20 protein-coding genes are annotated in these 21,126 nt (G+C 59.9%); 10 read left to right on the top strand and 10 right to left on the bottom strand.

Annotated features, from left to right (window positions below; all coding sequences use genetic code 11):
• Positions 1 to 3: 3 nt before the first annotated feature.
• From CKW32_RS14435 to folE2, 3 genes are read right to left on the bottom strand one after another with little or no spacing between them, the layout of a single operon-like run.
• Positions 4 to 870, bottom strand: a complete 867-nt coding sequence (locus tag CKW32_RS14435) for a metal ABC transporter permease (RefSeq protein WP_032884497.1) — start codon at positions 868 to 870, stop codon at positions 4 to 6.
• Entirely contained in the window at positions 870 to 1,538 is a 669-nt protein-coding gene (locus CKW32_RS14430) for a metal ABC transporter ATP-binding protein (protein WP_095185252.1), read from the bottom strand. The genes CKW32_RS14435 and CKW32_RS14430 overlap by 1 nt, the downstream gene beginning before the upstream one ends.
• Positions 1,535 to 2,425: a GTP cyclohydrolase FolE2 gene (gene folE2 / locus CKW32_RS14425; protein WP_032884495.1), complete on the bottom strand. Its 891-nt coding sequence runs from the start codon at positions 2,423 to 2,425 to the stop codon at positions 1,535 to 1,537. The genes CKW32_RS14430 and folE2 overlap by 4 nt, the downstream gene beginning before the upstream one ends.
• A gap of 128 nt (positions 2,426 to 2,553) precedes the next feature.
• On the opposite strand from folE2, the gene CKW32_RS14420 reads away from it, so the two are divergent.
• Positions 2,554 to 3,765, top strand: coding sequence for an N-acetylmuramoyl-L-alanine amidase (locus tag CKW32_RS14420; RefSeq protein WP_095185251.1), 1,212 nt, complete (start codon positions 2,554 to 2,556; stop codon positions 3,763 to 3,765).
• On the opposite strand, the gene CKW32_RS14415 is transcribed toward CKW32_RS14420, so the two are convergent.
• Positions 3,762 to 4,130: a glutamine synthetase gene (locus CKW32_RS14415; protein ID WP_095185250.1), complete on the bottom strand. Its 369-nt coding sequence runs from the start codon at positions 4,128 to 4,130 to the stop codon at positions 3,762 to 3,764. The genes CKW32_RS14420 and CKW32_RS14415 overlap by 4 nt on opposite strands.
• Before the next feature lie 127 nt (positions 4,131 to 4,257).
• On the opposite strand from CKW32_RS14415, the gene dksA reads away from it, so the two are divergent.
• Genes dksA through CKW32_RS14395 form a run of 4 tightly spaced genes read left to right on the top strand, consistent with a single transcriptional unit; the run spans position 4,258 to position 7,546 of the window.
• A complete protein-coding gene (gene dksA, locus CKW32_RS14410; RefSeq protein ID WP_032884492.1) occupies positions 4,258 to 4,662 on the top strand; it encodes an RNA polymerase-binding protein DksA in 405 nt (134 codons plus the stop codon).
• A 27-nt stretch (positions 4,663 to 4,689) separates the two neighbouring features.
• A complete protein-coding gene (gene zigA / locus CKW32_RS14405) occupies positions 4,690 to 5,895 on the top strand; it encodes a zinc metallochaperone GTPase ZigA (RefSeq protein WP_095185249.1) in 1,206 nt (401 codons plus the stop codon).
• Entirely contained in the window at positions 5,895 to 6,539 is a 645-nt protein-coding gene (locus CKW32_RS14400; RefSeq protein ID WP_095185248.1) for a DUF1826 domain-containing protein, read from the top strand. The genes zigA and CKW32_RS14400 overlap by 1 nt, the downstream gene beginning before the upstream one ends.
• Before the next feature lie 44 nt (positions 6,540 to 6,583).
• Positions 6,584 to 7,546: a GTP-binding protein gene (locus tag CKW32_RS14395; RefSeq protein WP_095185247.1), complete on the top strand. Its 963-nt coding sequence runs from the start codon at positions 6,584 to 6,586 to the stop codon at positions 7,544 to 7,546.
• Here the strand turns inward: CKW32_RS14395 and CKW32_RS14390 are convergent.
• Positions 7,540 to 7,935, bottom strand: coding sequence for a DUF3301 domain-containing protein (locus CKW32_RS14390; RefSeq protein WP_095185246.1), 396 nt, complete (start codon positions 7,933 to 7,935; stop codon positions 7,540 to 7,542). The two genes, CKW32_RS14395 and CKW32_RS14390, sit on opposite strands and share 7 nt — an antisense overlap.
• 117 nt (positions 7,936 to 8,052) lie before the next feature.
• Between CKW32_RS14390 and pdxY the strand changes: the two genes are divergently transcribed.
• Entirely contained in the window at positions 8,053 to 8,925 is an 873-nt protein-coding gene (pdxY, locus tag CKW32_RS14385) for a pyridoxal kinase PdxY (RefSeq protein ID WP_095185245.1), read from the top strand.
• Between the two features lie 132 nt (positions 8,926 to 9,057).
• Here the strand turns inward: pdxY and CKW32_RS14380 are convergent, their stop codons facing one another.
• Positions 9,058 to 9,543, bottom strand: coding sequence for an acyl-CoA thioesterase (locus CKW32_RS14380; protein WP_003177014.1), 486 nt, complete (start codon positions 9,541 to 9,543; stop codon positions 9,058 to 9,060).
• 291 nt (positions 9,544 to 9,834) lie between these two features.
• On the opposite strand from CKW32_RS14380, the gene CKW32_RS14375 reads away from it, so the two are divergent.
• A complete protein-coding gene (locus CKW32_RS14375; protein ID WP_032884486.1) occupies positions 9,835 to 11,598 on the top strand; it encodes a cation:proton antiporter in 1,764 nt (587 codons plus the stop codon).
• A gap of 74 nt (positions 11,599 to 11,672) precedes the next feature.
• Here the strand turns inward: CKW32_RS14375 and CKW32_RS14370 are convergent, their stop codons facing one another.
• The 3 genes from CKW32_RS14370 to uvrD all read right to left on the bottom strand — a co-directional run bounded on the left by CKW32_RS14370 (position 11,673) and on the right by uvrD (position 15,466).
• Positions 11,673 to 12,080 carry an SMI1/KNR4 family protein gene (locus CKW32_RS14370; protein ID WP_017739032.1) on the bottom strand — a complete coding sequence of 136 codons (408 nt, stop codon included), beginning with the start codon at positions 12,078 to 12,080 and terminating at the stop codon, positions 11,673 to 11,675.
• A gap of 143 nt (positions 12,081 to 12,223) precedes the next feature.
• Positions 12,224 to 13,093: a Tim44 domain-containing protein gene (locus CKW32_RS14365; RefSeq protein ID WP_032884485.1), complete on the bottom strand. Its 870-nt coding sequence runs from the start codon at positions 13,091 to 13,093 to the stop codon at positions 12,224 to 12,226.
• Positions 13,094 to 13,282: 189 nt separating this feature from the next.
• Positions 13,283 to 15,466, bottom strand: coding sequence for a DNA helicase II (gene uvrD, locus CKW32_RS14360; protein ID WP_095185244.1), 2,184 nt, complete (start codon positions 15,464 to 15,466; stop codon positions 13,283 to 13,285).
• Positions 15,467 to 15,745: 279 nt separating this feature from the next.
• Here uvrD and CKW32_RS14355 point away from each other — a divergent pair, with 279 nt between their 5' ends.
• The 3 genes from CKW32_RS14355 (at position 15,746) to CKW32_RS28595 (ending at position 20,069) form a co-directional block, all read left to right on the top strand.
• Entirely contained in the window at positions 15,746 to 18,619 is a 2,874-nt protein-coding gene (locus tag CKW32_RS14355) for an EAL domain-containing protein (RefSeq protein WP_032884483.1), read from the top strand.
• A gap of 161 nt (positions 18,620 to 18,780) precedes the next feature.
• Complete coding sequence (hexR, locus tag CKW32_RS14350) at positions 18,781 to 19,647, top strand: transcriptional regulator HexR (RefSeq protein WP_003177007.1); 867 nt, start codon at positions 18,781 to 18,783, stop codon at positions 19,645 to 19,647.
• Positions 19,648 to 19,871: 224 nt separating this feature from the next.
• Positions 19,872 to 20,069: a PA3496 family putative envelope integrity protein gene (locus CKW32_RS28595; protein ID WP_081797576.1), complete on the top strand. Its 198-nt coding sequence runs from the start codon at positions 19,872 to 19,874 to the stop codon at positions 20,067 to 20,069.
• Here the strand turns inward: CKW32_RS28595 and CKW32_RS14340 are convergent.
• Positions 19,999 to 20,973 (bottom strand): LysR family transcriptional regulator, encoded by a 975-nt coding sequence (locus CKW32_RS14340; protein WP_032884482.1) that lies wholly within the window; start codon positions 20,971 to 20,973, stop codon positions 19,999 to 20,001. The genes CKW32_RS28595 and CKW32_RS14340 overlap by 71 nt on opposite strands.
• Between the last annotated feature and the right edge of the window lie 153 nt (positions 20,974 to 21,126).

The raw sequence follows: 21,126 nt of genomic DNA, 5'->3' as shown, positions 1-21,126 counted from the left end.
ACCTCATTGGGATGTAAGCAGGGGCGGGCGGCGCATCAAACCGTGCACCGGACCGAAGACCACGGACAGCAGGTACCCAGCGCCAGCCACCAGCACAATCGCCGGGCCGCTGGGCAGTGAGTAGTAGAACGACAACAACAAACCAAGCCATACCGACAGGCATCCCAGCACCGCCGACACCGCAATCAACACCGGCAGGCGCCGGCTCCAGAAACGTGAAGCGATGGCGGGTAACATCATCAGACCCACCACCATCAACGCGCCGATGGCCTGGAAACCGATCACCAGGTTCAGCACCACCAGGGTTAAAAACAGCCCATGGGCCAGCGGGCCAAGGCGGCTGACGGTTTGCAGGAACAGCGGGTCGAGGGTGTCCAGCAGCAGTGGTTTGTAGATCAGTCCCATGGCGACCAGGCTGAACCCGGACACCCAGAGCATTCCGGTAAGGGTGGTTGCGTCGACGGCCAAGGCAGAGCCGAACAGCAAGTGCAAAAGATCCAGGCGTTTACCGGCGAGGCCGAGGATCAGTACGCCAGCGGCAAGGGAAATGGGGTAGATGGCGGCGAGGCTGGCGTCTTCGCGCAGGCCGGTACGGCGAGTGATCCAAGCGGAGAGGCCAGCCATGCTCAGGCCGGCGCCGAGGCCGCCGATGGTCAGCGCCGGCAGGCTGAGCCCGGCGAACCAGAAACCCAGCGCAGCGCCGGGCAGGATGCCGTGGGCCACGGCGTCACCGATCAGGCTCATGCGGCGCAGGATCAGGAAGACACCCAGCGGGGCAGTGCTGCACGCGAGTACAAGTCCGCCGATCAGTGCGCGGCGCATAAAGACGAAGTCGAGGAAGGGCATCCATAAGTGGGCGGCGAAGTGCATCAGGCCACCTGCATCTGGGGCTGCGGGCGGATCAGCTCTTTGCTATGGCCGAACACACAACCGGTGTTTTTGATTTGCAGCACTTGCTCGGTGTGGTGGCGTACGGACGCCAAATCGTGGCAAACGATGACCAGCGTGCGGCCTTCGGCATGCCAGGCGTGGATATGTTTCCAGCACAGCGTCTGGCCGTCCTCATCGAGGGCTGCGTGGGGTTCATCGAGCAGCAACACCGGCGAATCGGCCAAACTCATGCGGGCGAGCAGGGCGCGTTGCAATTGGCCGCCGGACAACGCCATCAGCGGGCGCTGTTCCAGGCCGCTGAGGCACCAGTCTTCCAGCACTGCTTGCAGGCGCTGATTGCGTTGTTGCGGGGGGAGTCGGGTGCCCCAGAAACCGGCGGCGACCAGTTCTTGCAGGCTAATGGGAAATTGGCGGTCAAGGTGTTGCTGCTGAGGCAGGAACGCTAGGCCGCCCCGGCGTGGAACATCGACGACCACCTTGCCAGCCAGCGGCTTTTGCAGGCCGGCGATGACTTTGAGCAGGCTACTTTTGCCGCAGCCATTGGGACCAATTACGCCGGTGAGGCTACCTTTTTCCAGCATGAGATCTATGGCGGGTGTGAGTGGTTGTCCGGGGGCGCCCCAGCGCAAAGCGTTGCAGGTGATCATTCAGGGTGTCTCGTCCAGCGGCTTTCAGCCACGGCATCGTGCGCGTGCAGGCTTTCGGCGTGGATCACTTTGAGGTGGAAGGCGTTGACGGCATCCGAGCGTTTCAAGGCGAGGTTCAGACGGCGGGCGGCGTCTTCGCAGAACATCAGGTTCTGCCCGTTGGCCAGGGCGAAGGCTTGTTCGTCCGCACGTTTCACAGCGGTTTGTACGGCGGTGCCGAGAGCAGCTTCGGCGTCGTTGATGATGTCGGTCAGCGCCAGTTGCTCGCCTCGCAGGTGTACGTGCAACTGCGCGCTGCTGCGCTGGCTGTGGGGTGTGGCGACGATGCCGTCTGCGCTACCGAGCCAGGTCAGTACGTCTTCATGCTGCAACGGCGTGTCGGCGAAGTCTTCGAGAAATTGCTGCTGAATCAACTGCCTGGCCAGGGCAGCGGAACAGGGGCAAGTTGAGGAATAAGTAACGTTAATTTTTAGTTCCACGTGGAACATCTGGTTTTCCAGGCGCGCTTCGATGCTGACTGGGTAGCCTTTCCAGCCAGCTAAGGGGCTGACCAGCGCCGGGCGTTTCAACAGCAAATTCGTGTGCAGACGCAGGTAGGCGTTCTTAGATAAATCTTCATGACTGTCGAGAAAACGCTGAAGTACATTGCGCAGAAGTGCAGGCGTGAGGGGCTGCTGGTCGAGCATCTCCAGTGCCAGGTACAGGCGTGACATATGAATGCCACGGGCGGTGCCGTCATCCAGGCTCACGCCGGCATCGGCGGTGGCGGTCAAGCGCTGACCGTCGATCAGGATTGGCAGGGCGATGCCGCACATGCCGACCCAGTCGAGTGGCAAGGCTTGGCGTGAAGCCTGCGCGGCGATATCCGGCAGAGTCAGCGCGTTCATGAGCAGGTCCATCGTTGGAAATAATTCGACATGTTATAGTATAACAATAGGGTCTACGATGAATTTTCTGTCGTAGCCTTTTTTCAGTCATGTCGAGTACGGACGCTCCTTTATCTGCGGTATTTGTCATGCACAGACGTCAGCTTCTCAATCTGCTCTTGGCCAGCCCCTTTTTTGTTTTGCCGCTCACGGCCTACGCCACGCAGATTCGTAACGCGCGTTTATGGCGCTCAGATGACAAGCTGCGGTTGGTGTTCGACCTCAGCGGTCCGGTGCAGTACAAGACCTTCTCCCTGACGGCGCCGGAGCGCCTGATCATCGACCTGAGCGGCGCGGCGCTCAGTGGCGACTTTTCTCAACTGGATTTGAAGAACACCGGAATCACCTCGATTCGCTCGGGGCATTTCGGCAAATCGGATACGCGCATCGTGCTCGATCTGGCCGCACCGATGCGGCTCACCAGCTTTGTGTTGCCGCCTCAGGAGGGTCAGGGGCATCGCCTGGTGCTCGATCTCACTGGCGCCACTCAGGCGCCACGTCAGATCTCGGCTGCCCCTGCGCCTTTGGTGGCGCCAGAGGGCAAGGCGCATCCGAAGCGCGACATCATGGTGGTGGTCGACCCCGGCCACGGCGGCAAAGACCCGGGCGCTATCGGCTCCAAGGGCCAGCGCGAAAAAGACGTGGTGTTGTCCATCGCCCAACTGCTGGCCAGGCGTTTGAAGCGCGAGAAGGGCTTTGACGTGAAACTGGTGCGCAACGACGATTTCTTCGTGCCGTTGCGCAAGCGTGTGGACATCGCCCGTCAGCACAAGGCCGATATGTTTATCTCGGTGCACGCCGATGCAGCGCCGCGCCTCACCGCTTCAGGGGCGTCGGTGTATGCGCTGTCGGAGGGCGGCGCGACCTCGGCCACCGCACGCTTTATGGCCCAGCGCGAAAATGGCGCGGACCTGTTGGGCGCTACCACGTTGCTCAATCTGAAGGATAAAGACCCGATGCTGGCCGGCGTGATTCTCGACATGTCGATGAACGCCACCATCGCCTCAAGCCTGCAACTGGGCAGTTCGGTGCTCGGGAGCCTGCAAAGCATTACCAGCCTGCATCAGAAACGTGTGGAACAGGCCGCGTTTGCAGTGCTCAAGTCACCGGATGTGCCCTCGATCCTGGTGGAGACGGGCTTTATCTCCAATGCCCGAGACGCCCAGCGCTTGGTGACGGCGCGTCATCAACAGGCGGTGGCGGATGGCTTGTTCGATGGCCTGAAAAACTACTTCCAGAAGAATCCGCCGATGAACAGCTACATGGCGTGGGTGCAGGAACAAAAGAATGGTCAGGCCTAACAGCCGGTAATGCGGCTGCAGGTGAACTTGGCGCTGGCCCCGCCGGAGCTGGAGAAGCGATTGATCGTGGTCCAACCCACGCGCCGCGTGTAGCCGACCCACGCCTCCCCATCTGACGCCAAACCAGTAAAAAACGTCAGTTGCCCATAACGGCTGTTGGTCTGTGCCCAATAGCGTTTGCCGACCACCTCGAAACCGCGCAAATACGTGGTTCTGCCCTCGGTCGACACACTGTAGGCGTTGCCCAGTGGGTCGACACAGGCCAGCAGGTTGGCGCTGCGCGTGCAGTTGGCCAGCAGGCTGGGCGCTTGGGCGCAAGCGGTCCCTGCCGCTGCCAGTAACAGGGCGCACAACAGGTATTTCATAAGGTTTCTCGGGGCAAGGATGCGTTCAAGCATTGCCCTCTTTGTCGAAGCGAGCAAGGGGGGATTGGATTATTTGTATTGTTATACTATAACATTGAAAAACAGCCTGACCCGTGAACCTCTCCCCATGACTGAACAAGACCTGCTGACCCAACCGCCTGCCGACTACATGAATGAAGCCCAGCATGGCTTCTTCCGCGAACTGTTGTTGGCTCAGCGCACTGAACTGCAAGCGCGTATCGAAGGCGAATTCCTGGTGCTGCGCGAGCAGGAAACCAACAGCGACCCGGCTGACGTGGGCAGCGCCGAAGAGCAGCGCCAATGGCAACTGCGCCTGCTGGAACGGGAGAAGAAGCTGCTGGACAAGATCGACGACGCCCTCGAACTGCTGGCCCGTGGCGAATATGGCTGGTGCCGCGAAACCGGCGAACCCATCGGCCTGCAACGTCTTCTGCTACGTCCCACCGCCACCCTGTGTATCGAAGCCAAAGAACGTGAAGAGCTGCGCGAACGCCATAAACGGGCGATTTGACCGGCCAACCCTGATGAGGATTACCTGATGCCCAATCGTCTCCCCGTTACCGTGTTGTCCGGCTTTCTCGGCGCCGGTAAAAGCACATTGCTCAACTATGTCCTGCGCAACCGCGAAAATCTGCGCGTGGCGGTGATTGTCAACGACATGAGTGAAATCAACATCGACGGCAGCGAGGTGCAGCGTGACGTCACCCTCAACCGTTCCGAAGAAAAGCTGGTGGAGATGAGCAACGGCTGTATCTGCTGCACCTTGCGTGAAGACTTGCTTGAAGAAGTCGGAAAACTCGCCAAGGAAGGTCGGTTCGATTACTTGTTGATTGAATCCACCGGTATCTCCGAACCGTTGCCGGTGGCAGAAACCTTCACCTTTCGCGATGAAAATGACCAAAGCCTGGCCGATGTTGCGCGCCTGGATACCATGGTTACCGTGGTCGATGGCATGAACTTTCTGCTCGACTACCAGGCCGCCGAAAGCCTGGCCTCGCGGGGCGAAACCCTCGGGGAAGAAGACGAGCGTTCAATCACCGACCTGTTGATCGAGCAGATCGAATTCGCCGACGTCATCTTGATCAGCAAGATCGACCTGATCAGCAGCAGCGAACGCGAAGAGCTGATGGCTATCCTTGAGCGCCTCAATGCTCAGGCGGAAATCATCCCGATGGTCATGGGCGAGGTGCCGCTGCACAAGATCCTCAACACCGGCCGCTTTGACTTCGAGCGTGCGGCCCAAGCGCCAGGCTGGTTGCAGGAGCTGCGCGGTGAGCATGTACCGGAAACCGAAGAATATGGCATCGCGTCCATGGCCTATCGCGCACGCCGCCCGTTCCATCCGCAACGCTTCTTCGACTTTATCGATCGACCTTGGGTGAACGGCAAACTGCTGCGCTCAAAGGGCTTTTTCTGGCTGGCCAGCAAGCATCAGGACGCCGGTAGCTGGTCCCAGGCAGGCGGCCTGATGCGTCACGGGTTTGCCGGACGCTGGTGGCGTTTCGTACCGAAAAGCCAATGGCCACAAGACCAAGAAAGCGTCGCGGCGATTATGGGCAACTGGCAACTGAGCACCGGCGACTGCCGCCAGGAACTGGTGTTTATCGGGCAGAACATCGACTTCGCCCACATGCGCGTCGAGTTGGATGCGTGCTTGCTCACCGATGAAGAAATGGCCCTTGGCGTGGAAGGGTGGCGCCTTTTGGCTGATCCGTTTGGTCCCTGGTATGAAGAGGCAGCCTGATGCTGGCACCGGCTATCCCCCTGCGCCCCGTGATTCGCCAGACCTGCGGTGAAACCCCGCTGGTGCTGTCCGACATCCTCGAAGACGGCGTGAACCTGGCGCTGTGGCAGCGCCAGTTGCCGCTGCATATCGCTGAGTTCGGCGCCTTGCTTGTGGCACTCAACGAGCCGTTGGCTGATTCGATGGTGATCGAACTCAACAGCGAAGACGCCAAGCCGAACTTGCGAGGATTGGCGTCCAGTTGCCGCGATCTTGAAGGTTATGAAGGCTTTGTCGCCGATGTGTCGTGGCTGGTCAGTGCTTTTGCCTGTCTGCTCGGCGCCAAGCGCATAGGCGTTCGTCTGCGATTGTTGGATAAAGCCATGTGCCCGCGTTTTCACGTCGATCATGTGCCGGTGCGGCTGATCACCACCTATGCAGGTATCGGCAGCCAGTGGTTGCGTGAAGGGGTAATGGACCGGCGCAAACTCAGCCAAGCGGACGCCGAGCCCAGCGAGCGCATTGAGCAGATTCAGTGCGGTGAAGTGGCACTGCTCAAGGGCACCAAATGGCATGGCAACGAAGGCCACGGCCTGATCCACCGCTCCCCCGCGCTGAAAGCGGATGAGCGCCGATTGATTCTGACGCTGGATTGGCTCGCGTAACCGCGTAGGATCAAACGCTCTACACGGTCCGAACGATGGCACTTATGCTGCAGAACATTCCCACCCACGTGATTGCCGGGCCCCTGGGCGCTGGCAAGACCAGCCTGATCAAGCACCTGCTCGCCCAACGCCCGGCCAACGAGCGCTGGGCGGTGCTGATCAATGAGTTTGGGCAGATCGGCCTGGATGCTGCGTTGCTGACCCAGGACGACGACGGCATTGCCTTGGGGGAGGTCGCCGGTGGCTGCCTGTGTTGTGTGAATGGCGCACCGTTCCAGGTAGGCCTGGGCCGGTTGCTGCGTAAGGCCAAGCCGGATCGGTTGTTTATCGAACCCTCGGGCCTGGGTCATCCTGCGCAGTTGCTCCAGCAGTTGCGCGAAGCGCCGTGGCAGACGGTGCTTGCGGTTCAGCCTTGTGTGCTGGTGCTGGATGCCCAAGCGCTGGCTGCGGGCAAACCCTTGCCGCCAGCGCAGCAGGAAGCGTTGGCCAGTGCCGGGCTGTTGGTGTTGAACAAGGATGAGGGGCTGGATGCTGCGCAACGCGAGGCCGTCGAACGACAGCTACCCGCCCGTGGCATTTATTGGACGCGGCAGGCGTACGTGCCGCTCGGCAAACTGCCAGGTTTGAATGCGCAGGCTGAAGAGGCTGTGGATAACGTCGAGGTGCCCAAGGGGCTGGCTCAATTGCCGGCTATCTGGAGCGATCCGGCATTGCCGATCTGCCTGAGCCAGGCCCAGGAGGGCGGTTGGAGTATCGGTTGGCGCTGGCACCCGAGCCAGAAATTCGATTCCGAGCGTCTGCACCTGTGGCTGACATCGCTTGAGTGGCGCCGCGCCAAACTGGTTATCCACAGCCGTGATGGGTGGATCTCGGCCAACGCTGTGGATAACAGCCCGCTCGCCTGGCACCCCAGCGAATGGCGCCGCGACTCACGTATCGAATTGATCTTCAGCACACCACAGGATATGGCTGCATTGCAGGCCGCGCTGACTGCCTGCCGTTACTGACGGTTTTTAGTCGCATGGTTCTGACGCCATTGGCTCAGCTCAATGACTTCAGCACTGGGCAGCACTTCCTTGGCCTCGAACGGGTAGGGCGCCAGTTCGATCTGCGCGCTATGGGCGCCAAACTGCGTGATGGTCCCGCTGTGACGGGTCTCGCCCGTGACGGTGAACTCGAAATTATAGATACGCGCCAGACGCCGCCGGCCATTGGCGTCCTTCACAAAACCGATGCGTTTCAACGCTACGGCACCGTCGAGCAATTCGATATCGAGCTTGGCGCAATGCTGCTTCACCCGCGCGAGCGCCCGTTCGCGCAGGCCGTGGTTGTGCCAAACCCAGGCGGCGCCGGTCGCCAGCAGCATCAACACGAAGATGTTTCCCAGGGTCAGCATGCGAAAAACTCCAACAAAGTGAGAGCAGCTTAACTGTGTCGCTGGCCTGTCGTACAGGCTGTGTTTAGTCGCATACTGCGCGGCCAGAATTTCAATGGCTTTACGGAAATCCCCTGCATGAAACGCACACCTCATCTGCTTGCGATCCAGTCTCATGTGGTCTTTGGCCACGCCGGAAACAGCGCCGCCGTGTTCCCCATGCAGCGGGTCGGGGTGAACGTCTGGCCGCTTAACACTGTGCAGTTCTCCAACCACACCCAGTATGGCCAGTGGGCGGGCGAAGTGTTGGCGCCGCAGCAAATTCCGGCGTTGGTGGAAGGGATTGCCGCCATCGGTGAGTTGGGCAACTGTGATGCGGTGCTGTCCGGCTATCTGGGCAGCGCGGCCCAGGGCCAGGCGATTCTCACCGGTGTGGCGCGTATTAAAGCGATCAATCCCAAGGCCTTGTACCTGTGCGACCCGGTGATGGGTCATCCTGAAAAAGGCTGCATCGTGCCCCAGGAAGTCAGCGATTTCCTGCTCGATGAAGCCGTCGCCATGGCCGACTTCCTGTGCCCCAACCAACTGGAATTGGACAGCTTTGCCGGGCGCAAACCGCAGTCGCTGTTCGATTGTCTGGCTATGGCCAAGGCGTTGCTGGCTCGCGGGCCTAAAGCCGTGTTGGTCAAACACTTGGATTACCCGGGCAAGTTGCCGGATGGTTTCGAGATGCTGCTGGTGACCGCTGACGGCAGCTGGCACCTGCGTCGACCGCTGCTGGCGTTCCCGCGCCAACCGGTGGGCGTGGGCGACCTGACCTCGGGGTTGTTCCTGGCGCGGGTGTTGTTAGGCGACAGCCTGCTGGCCGCGTTTGAATTCACCGCAGCGGCCGTGCACGAAGTGCTGCTGGAAACCCAGGCTTGCGCCACTTACGAGTTGGAGTTGGTGCGGGCCCAGGATCGCATTGCCCATCCACGTGTGCGCTTTGAAGCCACCCCGATCGGACTTTAAGTTTACAAAACCCAATGTAGGAGGGGGCTTGCTCCCGATGGCGGTGTATCAGCTACCTAAGTAATGGCTGACCCACTGCAATCGGGGGGCAAGCCCCCTCCCACATTTTTGATCGGGTTTGCGGCTTGGGACTTACAGCGCGTCTGCCTTGATTTCCTGGTAGCGCTTCTCCAGCTCCTGGCGAATCTGCCGGCGTTGCTGGGCCTGCACGAACCGGCGCTTGTCTTCACTGTTATGGGGTTGCAGCGGTGGTACGGCAGCGGGTTTACGCTGGTCGTCCACCGCCACCATGGTGAAGAAGCAACTGTTGGTATGACGCACCGAGCGCTCGCGGATGTTCTCGGTCACCACCTTGATGCCCACTTCCATCGACGTATTGCCGGTGTAGTTGACCGATGCAAGGAACGTCACCAATTCGCCGACATGGATCGGTTCGCGAAAAATCACCTGATCCACCGACAACGTCACCACATAGCGACCGGCATAACGGCTCGCACAGGCGTAGGCCACTTCGTCGAGGTACTTGAGCAGGGTGCCGCCGTGGACATTGCCTGAGAAGTTGGCCATGTCAGGGGTCATCAATACCGTCATCGACAGCTGGGCGTTTCCGGGTTCCATAACACACTCACGGGTTGTAGGCATTGGTTGGGGTGCACCTCTGCGGGTGCTGGAATCTTTGCAGCGCCATCCCTTACGGGACGCCGGTGGGCGGCTTGCCGTCACGCCTGCACCGATCTGTTTCCATATATTGCACCGGCTTTCTGCTGGAAGTCGCGGTGTTAACCTTCAAAAGCCCATGTCAGGGCATTTCTTACGATCAAGGCAGACTTTTCCTTCCGCACTTTGCGCATTTTCATGTGCGTGGGCGGAAGTGGGAAAAGCGCCAGTACCCTCAAGGAGCCCCTCGCCATGCACGCCATCAGCTTTATCCAGGACTTGGCCGTGATCATGCTGGTGGCAGGGGTGGTCACCATCCTGTTTCACCGCCTCAAGCAGCCGGTGGTGCTGGGTTACATCGTCGCCGGCTTCATCATCGGTCCCCACACGCCGCCGTTCGGTCTGATCCACGACGAAGACACCATCAAGACCCTCGCCGAGCTAGGGGTGATCTTCCTGATGTTCTGCCTGGGCCTGGAGTTCAGCCTGCGCAAGTTGTTCAAGGTGGGCGCGACGGCGTTTATCGCAGCCTTCCTGGAAATCATCCTGATGATCTGGATCGGCTACGAAATCGGCCGCTGGTTCGACTGGAACACCATGGACTCACTCTTCCTCGGCGCGATCCTGGCGATTTCCTCGACCACCATCATCGTCAAGGCCCTCAATGACCTGAAAATGAAGAACCAGCGTTTTGCCCAGCTGATTTTCGGCGTGTTGATCGTTGAAGACATCCTTGGCATCGGCATCATCGCCTTGCTGTCGAGCATCGCCGTCAGCGGCACCGTGAGCTCCGGCGAGGTGTTCTCCACCGTCGGCAAGCTCTCGCTGTTCATGATCGTCGCCTTGGTGATTGGCATCTTGCTGGTGCCGCGTCTGCTGGCTTACGTAGCTAAGTTCGAAAGCAATGAGATGCTGCTGATCACCGTATTGGGCCTGTGCTTCGGCTTTTGCCTGCTGGTGGTCAAGCTGGAATACAGCATGGTGCTGGGGGCATTCCTGATCGGCGCGATCATGGCCGAGTCCAAGCAGTTGATTAAGATAGAACGCCTGATCGAGCCGGTTCGCGACATGTTCAGCGCCATCTTTTTTGTGGCGATTGGCTTGATGATTGACCCGCAGATCCTGCTGCAATATGCCTGGCCAATCGCGGTAATCACCGTGGCCGTGGTGCTGGGCAAGATGCTGTCCTGCGGCCTGGGCGCATTTATCGCCGGTAATGACGGCCGCACCTCACTGCGCGTGGGCATGGGGCTGTCACAGATTGGCGAGTTTTCCTTCATTATCGCCGCGCTGGGCATGACCTTGCAGGTAACCAGCGACTTCCTGTATCCGGTGGCGGTGGCGGTTTCGGCGATCACTACACTGCTCACGCCCTACCTGATTCGCGGTGCTGATCCCCTGTCGCTGAAGATTGCGGCAGTGATGCCCAAGCGCATGAGTCGGGTCTTCGGGATGTACGGCGAGTGGTTGCGCAGCATTCAGCCTCAGGGCGAGGGCGCGATGCTGGCGTCGATGATCCGCAAGATCATCCTGCAAGTAGGGGTGAACCTCGCGCTGGTGATCGCGATCTTCTTCGCTGGCAGCTTTTTTGCGGTGCGCATTGGCGGGTATCTGGAGGGTTGGATCAGTGATCCGAGCTGGCAGAAGGCGTTGATCTGGGGAGGGGCGTTGTTGTTGTCGCTGCCGTTCTTGATAGCGGCTTACCGCAAGCTCAAGGCGCTGTCGATGCTGCTGGCAGAAATGAGCGTGAAGCCGGAAATGGCCGGGCGACATACCCAGCGTGTGCGAAGGGTAATCTCGGAGCTGATCCCGATTCTGTCGCTTCTGGTGATCTTTCTGCTATTGGCAGCCTTGTCGGCCAGCATTTTGCCGACCAACAAGTTGCTGGTGCTGATTGCAGTAGTCGCGGCGGCGGTAGCGGCCGTTCTGTGGCGCTGGTTCATTCGCGTGCATACGCGGATGCAGGTGGCCTTGCTGGAGACTCTGGATAATCACAAGGACACGTCGGAGCACTAAGGTGCTGCGGTGCATTCGCTTGTGGCGAGCGAGCTTGCTCGCCACAAAAACCGGTCCGCCACGGGTGACAGGATTCAGCTTTCCAGCCAAACATCCCGCGCCCAGTGCCAAACCGATTCCCACGTCTCTTCAGTGACGAGTTCTTCTTCGCCGGACCACAGCACCACGGTGCCGTCTTCTTCAACGCAGTAGTAGTCGTCGCCGTCCTGGCAGATCGGAATCATGCTGCGATCAACGCCGGCATCCCAGGCGTTGGCCGCTACATCCGGCAGGTAGGTGTGGGATTGCGGGTCGGTGACGGTCACCGGTTCCAGGCTGCCGTACACCACATCGCTGACGGTCAGCAGGAATTCACGGAAGACAAACGGGATGTCGATGAACAGTTGTTCTTCGATTTCCACCAGTTGATCTTCGTCAGGCAGTTCCAGAGGAACCGGGACCGGTTCGTTGGCTTCACGCAATTGTTCGATGATTTCTTCCACGGCCGGGATCCTCTTGCTAGATGGCGCGGTTTATAGGGGCGTTTTATACAGTAGCTCGCTATAAGTGCAACCGTGAAATAGAAAACCCCGGACATGAGACATGTCCGGGGTTTTTCGTTACGGCGTGCTCAAGCGCGTGGGTATCAGCCGTTTTGGCGAATACCGGCGACCAGCCATGGCTGGTTCTCGCCTTGAGGGCGTTCCATGTTCCAGCTTTCGCTGAACACTTCGCCCTGGTCGAAACGCGAGGTCTTCGACACACCGCTGAAGGTCAGGGTAGCGATGGTCTTGTCGGCGCGATCATCCACACCGTCCAACTGAACGCGCAGGTCGTCAATGTAGGTCGACTGGAACGCGTCGCCGATCTCGGCACGTTCGCGTTTGAGGAACTCCAGCAGTTGCGGGGTCACGAACTCGGCGATCTTGTCCATTTCGTTGGCGTCCCAGTGTTGCTGCAGGGACTGGAAGTGGCTGCGGGCCGCTTCGACGAAGCGCTCTTCATTGAACCAAGCCGGTGCGTTGATCACCGGACGGGCCGCAGCAGGCGCTGCCGAACCACCAAAGATCGAGCCCATGGCTGGTTTCTGCTCGAACACTTCACGCTGCATTGGCGCGCCGGCTGGAGCCAGGTGCTCCTGCTGCTTGCGGCGACGGGCGGCGATAAAGCGGAAGACCAGGAAGGCGATGACGGCCATGATCAGGATGTCGAAGATCTGCATGCCCTCGAAGCCGCCGCCCATGAACATGGAGGCGAGCAGGCCACCGGCCGCGATACCGGCCAGAGGGCCAAGCCAGCGTGAAGCACCGCCAGCCTTGGCTGCGGCGCCAGCAGCACCGGCTGCGCCTGCGGAAGCGGCAGCACCGCCTGCACCGGCGGATGGAGCCATTTGGCTGGTCTGGTGAGTCGGTGCCGCACCCGAGCTTTTGCCGCCACCGAAGCGTTTGGCGTTGGCGTCGAGGCTCATCGTCAGGCCGATGCACAACGCCATGGCGATGCTAAGAAAACGTTTCATAAAGGGAATTCCCATTTGTGGATTGCACGCGCGCCATGTTGCACAGGTGTAGTGGCAGTGGCTAGCGGCATAATGTTTCGGGCTTTTGCGTAAGACCGATTCCGAAGGATCTGTAGGACTGATTACTGATATTGGCCCGCGCTCGTTGAATACAAGGGCGGGCCAATAAGCTTCATGTAGGCAAATGTTTCAGACTGCTTCGAGCTTCGCGTAACCCATCATCAGCCATTTGCTGCCTTCGGCGAAGTTCACCTGCACTCGTGCCTGGGCGCCAGCGCCTTCGAAATTGAGGATCACGCCCTCACCGAAGACCGCATGCCTGACCTGCTGGCCCAAGCTGAACGGAGTTTCCGGAATCTCGGAACCGGCAAACATACTGCTGGAGTTCTGCTGTTGGCCGCCACCGAACGGGCGGCTGACGCTGTTGGACAGGCGAACTTCCTGAATCAGGCCCTTCGGTACTTCACGTACGAAGCGCGACACCTTGTTGTAGGTCTCGCTGCCGTACAGACGTCGGGTCTCGGCGTAGGTCATGACCAGGTTCTGCATCGCCCGAGTGATACCCACGTAGGCCAGGCGACGTTCTTCTTCAAGACGGCCGGGCTCTTCCAGGCTCATCTTGTGGGGGAACAGGCCTTCTTCCATGCCCACCAGGAACACATACGGAAATTCCAGGCCCTTGGCGCTGTGCAAGGTCATCAGCTGGATGCTGTCTTCATGCTCATCGGCCTGGGTATCACCAGCTTCCAGCGAGGCGTGGCCGAGGAATGCGGCGAGTGGGGTCAGCTCTTCGTCTTCCTCGGTGTTTTCGAACGCGCGGGCGGCGCTGACCAGTTCCTCAAGGTTTTCTACCCGGGCCTGGCCTTTTTCGCCTTTTTCCGCTTCGTGATAGGCGATCAGTCCGGACTGCTCGATCACGGTCTGGGTCATCAAGTGCAGGGGCATTTCCAGGCACTTGGCGGCCAGATTCTCGATCAGCTCTACAAACACGCCCAGCGCACCCGCTGCCCGCCCGGTCAGGCCTTTGTTGGCGATCAGCAAGCGCATGGCTTCCCACATCGACACGTCGGCGTGGCGCGCGTGGTCGCGGATTGCTTCGACGGTTTTTTCGCCGATACCGCGGGCCGGGATATTGATCACTCGCTCCAGCGCCGCATCATTGCCGCGACCTTCCAGCAAGCGCAGGTAGGCCATGGCGTTCTTGATTTCCGCACGCTCGAAGAAGCGCTGACCGCCATAGATGCGGTACGGGATGCGTTCGCGCAGCAAGGCTTCTTCCAATACCCGCGATTGGGCGTTGGAGCGGTACAGAATCGCGATATCGCTACGTGCCAGGCCGGTTTTCAGGGCGCTTTCAATGGTTTCCACCACGTAGCGCGCTTCATCGTGCTCGTTGAAGGCGGCGTACAGGTTGATCGCTTCGCCTTCGCCGCCGTCGGTCCACAGCTCTTTGCCCAGGCGTCCGGTATTGTTGGCGATCAAGGCGTTGGCGGCCTTGAGGATGCCAGCGGTAGAACGGTAGTTCTGCTCCAGACGGATAGTGACCGCGTCCGGGAAGTCTTCGGAATACTGGTAGATGTTCTCGATTTTCGCGCCACGCCAGCCGTAGATGGACTGGTCGTCGTCACCCACTACCATCAGGCTGTCGCCGCCCTTGGCCAGCAGGCGCAACCAGGCGTACTGCACGGCGTTGGTGTCCTGGAACTCATCCACCAGAATGTGGCGGAAGCGTTTCTGGTAATGGGCCAGCAAGCCGGGGTTGTCGCGCCACAGGTCGAGGGCGCGCAGCAGCAGTTCGGAGAAGTCGATCACGCCGGCACGTGCGCAAGCAGCCTCATAGGCTTCATAAATGCTGCGCATGGTGGCCAGGAAAAGATCGCCGCTGGCTTGAATATGTTGCGGGCGCAGGCCTTCGTCTTTCTGGCCGTTGATAAACCACTGCGCCTGGCGCACGGGCCAACGCTGTTCGTCGAGGCCGAGTTCGCGGATCACGCGCTTGACCAGGCGTTGCTGGTCGTCGCTGTCAAGGATCTGGAAGGTCTGGGCGAGGCCAGCTTCCTGCCAATGGGCCCGCAACAGGCGGTGCGCAAGGCCGTGGAAGGTACCGACCCACATGCCGGCCGGGCTGATGCCCATCAACTGTTCGATGCGATGGCGCATCTCGGCAGCGGCCTTGTTGGTGAACGTCACCGACAGGATGGAGTGCGGAGACGCGTTTTCGACCTGGATCAACCAGGCGATACGGTGCACCAGCACTCGGGTTTTACCGGAGCCAGCACCGGCCAGGACCAACTGACGGCCAACGGGGGCCGCTACGGCCTGGCGTTGGGCATCGTTGAGGGAGTTCAGCAAAAGAGAGAGATCATCGCGCATCGGCGCATTCTAGGGTGCTGGGGGGAGTCGGGCAAATCCCAATGCCGGGTGGTCGATGGAAAATATTCAACGTGATCCGGGCCGGCTCAATATTCTGCTCAGGGTGATGACCGGTCGGTCAATGCCCACAGCCCGCGCCGGGTCTCGCTGAAGCCGTCTGGCACCGAGCTTTGCGGCGTGTGACCACGCAGTTTTTATGACGTGGAGCAGTTTGGCCCAAGCGTTTGCTTGTGTATGCTCCGTCCACGTTTCGGGCTCACCATTATAAGAACACTGCCTATGACCCTCAGCACCGACCTGCCTGGCCCCTCGATGGCGCCTGCGCAGGTTATCCATAAACACTACGCCACTGAGATGGCGGTCGAGCGCACTCGCCTGTTGTATCAAGGTTCGCTGCTGCCGACCCTATTAATGTTGGTGAACGGCCTGGTATGCGCCTGGCTGCTGTGGAACCCCAAACAATACCTGCTCGACAGCATCTGGCTGGTGTGGCTCCTCGCCCTGGTGGCCATGCGCGTGATCCAGGTGGCGGCGTTTGATTCGGCGATGCCAAGCCGACAGGCGCAGCCGGTGTGGCGGCGCATGTTCATGCTCGGTTCGGCGGTCAGTGGCCTGACGCTGGCCACTGCGGCCATCGCCCTGGCGCCGGTTAACAGCTTCATGCAGCAAGCCTGGGTGTTCGGCCTGATCGGCGCGGCGACATTATCGGCCAGCGTGGCCTACGCCGTGAGCCTGCCGGCGTTTCTATCCTTCGCTGTGCCGTGCCTGGTGCCGTCTATTGTCTACCTGTTATGGGATGGTAGCCCGCAGCAACAAGGTTGGGGTGTGCTCGGTCTGATCCTGCTGGTGTCGCTGAACCTGGTGGCCTGGCAGGTCAACCGCCTGATCCAGCGTGAACTCCTGCGGCGTTTCCAGAACCAGGCGCTGATCGAGCATCTCCAGCAGGCGCAGCAGCGCAGCGAACAGTTGAATCAGGATTTGGTGCGTGAAGTCGAGCAGCGCCGTCAGGTCGAGCAAGAGCTGCGCGAAGCCCAGATCGGCCTGCAGGACCGTGTGGCGCAACGTAGTCAGGAGTTGGACGTCGCCAGCCTGGCCCTGAATAAAAGTGAAGCGCGTCTGGCCATGGCGTTGCAAGCCAGCGAACTGGGCTTGTGGGACTGGAACCTGCAAACCGACGAAGTCCATCACACCCAGCTCAAAGAGCTGTTCGGCCTGGAGCCGGAGTACGTCACGGCCATGCTCGGCCACCTCAAACCGCGCTTGCACCCGGATGACTTACCGTTGCTCAAACGCGCGTTGGTGGAGCACCTCAAGGGGCGCACCGAGGATTACCAGGTGGAATACCGCGTGCGCCATGGCGATGGTCACTGGGTATGGATCGAAGACCGTGGCCGCGCGGTGGAGCGCGCTGCGAGCGGGCGAGTGATTCGAATGCTCGGTACGCGGCGCGACATCAGTGCCGGCAAGGCGCTCGAAGAACAACAGCGGCTGGCCTCGACGGTGTTCGAAGCCGCCAGCGAAGGCATCGTGATCCTCGACCCGGATTACGCGCTGATCGCAGTCAACCAGGCCTTCAGTCGCGTCACCGGTTTTGACATTGATGACATGCTCGGTCGCAACGTGGTGGAGCTACCCAGCAGCCGCGATGCCCGACGCCACTTCCCGGTGATCCGCCAAGCTTTGCTCAGTCACGGCACCTGGCAGGGCGAACTGGTGGAAACACGCAAGAACGGCGAGCTTTACCCGCAGTGGCTGCAATTAAATGTTGTGCGCGATGTTCGTGGAAAAGTCAGCCACATCGTGGGCTTCTTCGCTGATCTGTCGGCGCGGCGCGAGTCCGAGGAGCGCATGCGCTATCTCACTCACTACGATGAATTGACCGGACTGGCCAACCGCTCGCTGTTCCGCGAACGGCTGCGCGAAGCCCACCAGCGCGTGCGCCAGGGCGGGCGCAGTCTGGCGTTGCTGCATATCAACCTGGACCGCTTCAAGCTGCTCAATGACAGCTTGGGCCATGAGGTGGCCGATCAGTTGCTGCAAAAGATGGCCCGCCGGTTGATCAACGCCTTGCCCGAAGCCGACACCATTGCACGCCTGTCCGGCGATGAGTTCGCTGTCTTGTTCGACGCCTACGGTAGCTTGTCGAGCCTGGCGCGGGTGGCCACGCGGCTGCTGGCCAAGCTGCGAGTGCCGGTGACGGTGGAGGGGCATGAGCTGGTGGTTAGCGCTTCGATGGGCGTGAGTTTGCTGCCGGACAATGCGCGTGAAATTTCCGAACTGGTCAACCAATCGAATATGGCCATGCAACACGCCAAGCACCTGGGCGGCAACAACTTCCAGTTCTACACCGACAGCCTGCAAGGCAGCACCCTTGAGCGCCTGCAGTTGGAAAACCATCTGCGTAAAGCCATCGAGGAGCGCCAGCTTTCGGTGTTCTACCAGCCGAAACTGTGCCTGGCCACCGGTAGGCTCAATGCTGCTGAAGCGTTGGTGCGTTGGGAGCATCCACAATGGGGCATGGTGCCGCCCTGCGACTTTATCGGCCTGGCCGAAGAAACGGGCCTTATCGTGCCGCTGGGCGAATTCGTGTTGCGCGAGGCTTGCTGGCAAGCCTGTGAATGGCAGCGCCAGGGGTTGGCTTCGATTCGGGTGTCGGTGAATCTCTCGGTTCACCAATTGCGCCAGGGCAAGCTGGTCAGCCTGGTGCGCCAAGTATTGGAAGAAACCGGCCTGGACCCGCAATACCTGGAGCTGGAACTGACTGAGAGCCAACTGCTCGACAGCGTTGAACACATCATCGCCACTTTCCAGCAACTGCGTGACCTGGGGGTGAAGCTTGCCATCGATGACTTTGGCACGGGTTACTCGTCCCTCAGCTACCTCAAGCGCATCCCTGTGGACTACGTGAAAATCGACCAGACCTTTATCCGTGGGCTCGGACAGGGGCGCGAGGATGCGGCCATCACCCGAGCGATTATCGCCATGGCCCACGGCTTGGCGCTCAAGGTCGTGGCCGAAGGCGTGGAAGATCAGCAGCAGCTGGATTTCCTGCGGGCGGAGCGTTGCGACGAAGTGCAGGGGTATTTGATCAGCCGGCCGATGCAGGCTGACGGGTTGGCAGAATTGTTACGGAAAAATGCAGATTATCCTTAGCGACGCCAAGGGCGCCGGAGTGGCTACAAAGCTCCTGGCCTTTGAATATGAGGGTGGCAGGGCAATTAAGTGATGCGTCGGACGGGCAAAACGACAATTCTTGTAGTATAACTACAAGCTTGCTACATCCCCTGGCCCTGCCAATAACAAGAGTCCGTCCTTTGAACCTGTTGCAACATATCGCCCAGTCGCGCCACCTGTTACGCAAATCGGAACTCAAGGTTGCCGATCACGTGCTGCTTGACCCTGCGGCTGTGATGCACAGTTCCATGGCCGACTTGGCCCACAGCGTTGGCATCAGCGAGCCGACCATCGTGCGCTTCTGCCGCGCCATCGGTTGCTCCGGGTTCCAGGACCTGAAACTCAAATTGGCCCAAAGCCTGGCCGCCGGTGCCAGTTTTGGTCAGTTTGCAATCCATGAAGACGACTCCGTCGCCGATTACAGCCTCAAGATCTTTGACACCACCTTGCACACCCTCATGGAAGTGCGCGAGAAACTCGACCCGGTGGAGCTGCAAAAAGCCGTGACTGCCATGTCCCAGGCCCAGCGTGTGGAGTTCTACGGCTTCGGTGCGTCCGGCGCGGTGGCGGCAGATGCCCAGCACAAATTCTTCCGCCTGCTGCTGACAGCAGCGGCTTACAGCGACCCGCATATGCAGGCGATGTCGGCGGTGACTTTGAAGCCGACGGATGTGGCGATCTGTATTTCCCAGTCGGGCCGCTCCAAGGACCTGCTGATCACCGCCAATCTGGTGCGTGAAAGCGGCGCGTCGTTGATTACTCTGTGCCCGAGCCAGACGCCGTTGGCCGAACTGTCCACAGTCAACCTGGCGATCGACGTGCATGAAGACACCGAGATCTACACGCCTCTGACGTCACGCATCGCCCATCTGGTGGTGATCGACGTGTTGGCGATGGGCGTGGCCATGGCGCGCGGACCGAGCCTGGTCAACCACCTCAAGAGTGTGAAACGCAGCTTGCGTAGCCTGCGGTTGTCGCCCAAGTCCGTCAAAGCCCTCGACGACTGATCCAGGGCCATACACGCTCAAAATGTGGGAGGGGGCTTGCTCCCGATAGCAGTGGGTCAGTCAAAGAGAAATCGGCTGATGTACCGTAATCGGGAGCAAGCCCCCTCCCACATTTGGATTGTTTACCTATTCGGAAGATTCATCGTCCTGTAACCCCCGCGCCGTTAAACCGTCATCGCTACGACCCATCCTGTACTCCCCGTACTCGCTTTGGGAGACACCAAATGGCCCGTCCCTACGAAGACAGCAACAGCACCGTAAAGACCCGTCGTCAGCAGGAAGACCAGCGTCGCATGGCGTTCCGTCGCGCAATTGAAGACCGTTGCCAGGAGCGCCAACTGCTCCAGAGCATCAGTGACTACCCAGAACTCCACTGGCAGGCACCCGCGGCTGCCCAGCGAAGCGTTCAGCCAGCGCGCTGATTTGCACACGCTCGCTGCGAATAAAGCCCAGGAACGCATGGGCCACCGGTGACAGGCGCTTGGCCTTGGCTTGTACCAGGCACCAACTGCGGTACAGCGGCAGCTCTTCCACCGGCAGCTCCTTGAGCCCGCCGGTGGCCAGTTCCATATTCACCGCATGGCGCGTCAGCAAAGCCACGCCCAAGCCTGCGCACACGCATTCACGCTGCGCCTCGGCCGAAGCCACTTCCACCGTCTGGGTGAAGTGCACGCGCTTCTCCTTGAAATACTCCTCGCAGGCCAGTCGCGTGCCGGAGCCCGGTTCGCGCACCAATAGTGTGTAAGGCTCCAGGTCTTGCAGACGCAGTGGCCCCTGCAGACTCAATGGATGATCGGGTGGAGCCACGGCAACAATCGGATTGTTGAGAAACGGCAGGAATTCCAACCCCATGTCTTGGGGCACCATGGACATAATCACGAGGTCGTCGCGGTTGTCGGAAAGACGCCGGATCACTTGGGCGCGGTTGACCACCGTCAGGTGCAGTTGTACTTCCGGATGCTGGCGCTTGAACGCGGCAAACAGGTGCGGCACGAAATACTTGGCACTGGATTCAATCGCGAGCTTTAGCTGACCTTGCAATGAACCTTGCATGTCCGACAGCTGCATATCGAGGTTTTCCAGGCGCCCGAAGATGTCACGACTGGCCCGTTGCAGCGCCTCGGCGGCCTCGGTCATGTAGAGTTTTTTACCGACGTAATCGAAGAGCGGCTGGCCGATCAGCTCCTCTAGCTGACGAATTTGCAGGCTGACGGCCGGTTGTGTCAGAGACATTTCCTCGGCTGCACGGCTGTAAGAGCGTAAATCGCACACTTCATTGAAAATCTGCAATTGACGCAATGTCATACGCATCAATGACTTACGCATAATTCAAATACCCATCCCGGCCGTAATGCGGTGACTATAAGTCTTTACTTATACACAACCCAATAATTATTGATTTTTGTTAATCCCTGCTGGGGCTTAGTGTGTGTCTCGCGACTGTCATGAAACATTTAGTCACGCGCCGACCTAGCTCCA

Origin of the sequence: Pseudomonas sp. Irchel 3H9, from assembly GCF_900187495.1 — a bacterium.
GTDB classification, from domain to species: domain Bacteria; phylum Pseudomonadota; class Gammaproteobacteria; order Pseudomonadales; family Pseudomonadaceae; genus Aquipseudomonas; species Aquipseudomonas sivasensis.
This window is presented reverse-complemented; position numbering and strand designations above follow the sequence as displayed.

What these genes read in the sequence shown, in the direction of transcription:
- CKW32_RS14435 (WP_032884497.1), bottom strand. Translation starts at nt 870, where the DNA reads ATGCACTTCGCCGCCCACTTATGGATGCCCTTCCTCGACTTCGTCTTT.
- CKW32_RS14430 (WP_095185252.1), bottom strand. Translation starts at nt 1,538, where the DNA reads ATGATCACCTGCAACGCTTTGCGCTGGGGCGCCCCCGGACAACCACTC.
- folE2 (WP_032884495.1), bottom strand. Translation starts at nt 2,425, where the DNA reads ATGAACGCGCTGACTCTGCCGGATATCGCCGCGCAGGCTTCACGCCAA.
- CKW32_RS14420 (WP_095185251.1), top strand. Translation starts at nt 2,554, where the DNA reads ATGCACAGACGTCAGCTTCTCAATCTGCTCTTGGCCAGCCCCTTTTTT.
- CKW32_RS14415 (WP_095185250.1), bottom strand. Translation starts at nt 4,130, where the DNA reads ATGAAATACCTGTTGTGCGCCCTGTTACTGGCAGCGGCAGGGACCGCT.
- dksA (WP_032884492.1), top strand. Translation starts at nt 4,258, where the DNA reads ATGACTGAACAAGACCTGCTGACCCAACCGCCTGCCGACTACATGAAT.
- zigA (WP_095185249.1), top strand. Translation starts at nt 4,690, where the DNA reads ATGCCCAATCGTCTCCCCGTTACCGTGTTGTCCGGCTTTCTCGGCGCC.
- CKW32_RS14400 (WP_095185248.1), top strand. Translation starts at nt 5,895, where the DNA reads ATGCTGGCACCGGCTATCCCCCTGCGCCCCGTGATTCGCCAGACCTGC.
- CKW32_RS14395 (WP_095185247.1), top strand. Translation starts at nt 6,584, where the DNA reads ATGCTGCAGAACATTCCCACCCACGTGATTGCCGGGCCCCTGGGCGCT.
- CKW32_RS14390 (WP_095185246.1), bottom strand. Translation starts at nt 7,935, where the DNA reads ATGCTGACCCTGGGAAACATCTTCGTGTTGATGCTGCTGGCGACCGGC.
- pdxY (WP_095185245.1), top strand. Translation starts at nt 8,053, where the DNA reads ATGAAACGCACACCTCATCTGCTTGCGATCCAGTCTCATGTGGTCTTT.
- CKW32_RS14380 (WP_003177014.1), bottom strand. Translation starts at nt 9,543, where the DNA reads ATGGAACCCGGAAACGCCCAGCTGTCGATGACGGTATTGATGACCCCT.
- CKW32_RS14375 (WP_032884486.1), top strand. Translation starts at nt 9,835, where the DNA reads ATGCACGCCATCAGCTTTATCCAGGACTTGGCCGTGATCATGCTGGTG.
- CKW32_RS14365 (WP_032884485.1), bottom strand. Translation starts at nt 13,093, where the DNA reads ATGAAACGTTTTCTTAGCATCGCCATGGCGTTGTGCATCGGCCTGACG.
- uvrD (WP_095185244.1), bottom strand. Translation starts at nt 15,466, where the DNA reads ATGCGCGATGATCTCTCTCTTTTGCTGAACTCCCTCAACGATGCCCAA.
- CKW32_RS14355 (WP_032884483.1), top strand. Translation starts at nt 15,746, where the DNA reads ATGACCCTCAGCACCGACCTGCCTGGCCCCTCGATGGCGCCTGCGCAG.
- CKW32_RS28595 (WP_081797576.1), top strand. Translation starts at nt 19,872, where the DNA reads ATGGCCCGTCCCTACGAAGACAGCAACAGCACCGTAAAGACCCGTCGT.
- CKW32_RS14340 (WP_032884482.1), bottom strand. Translation starts at nt 20,973, where the DNA reads ATGCGTAAGTCATTGATGCGTATGACATTGCGTCAATTGCAGATTTTC.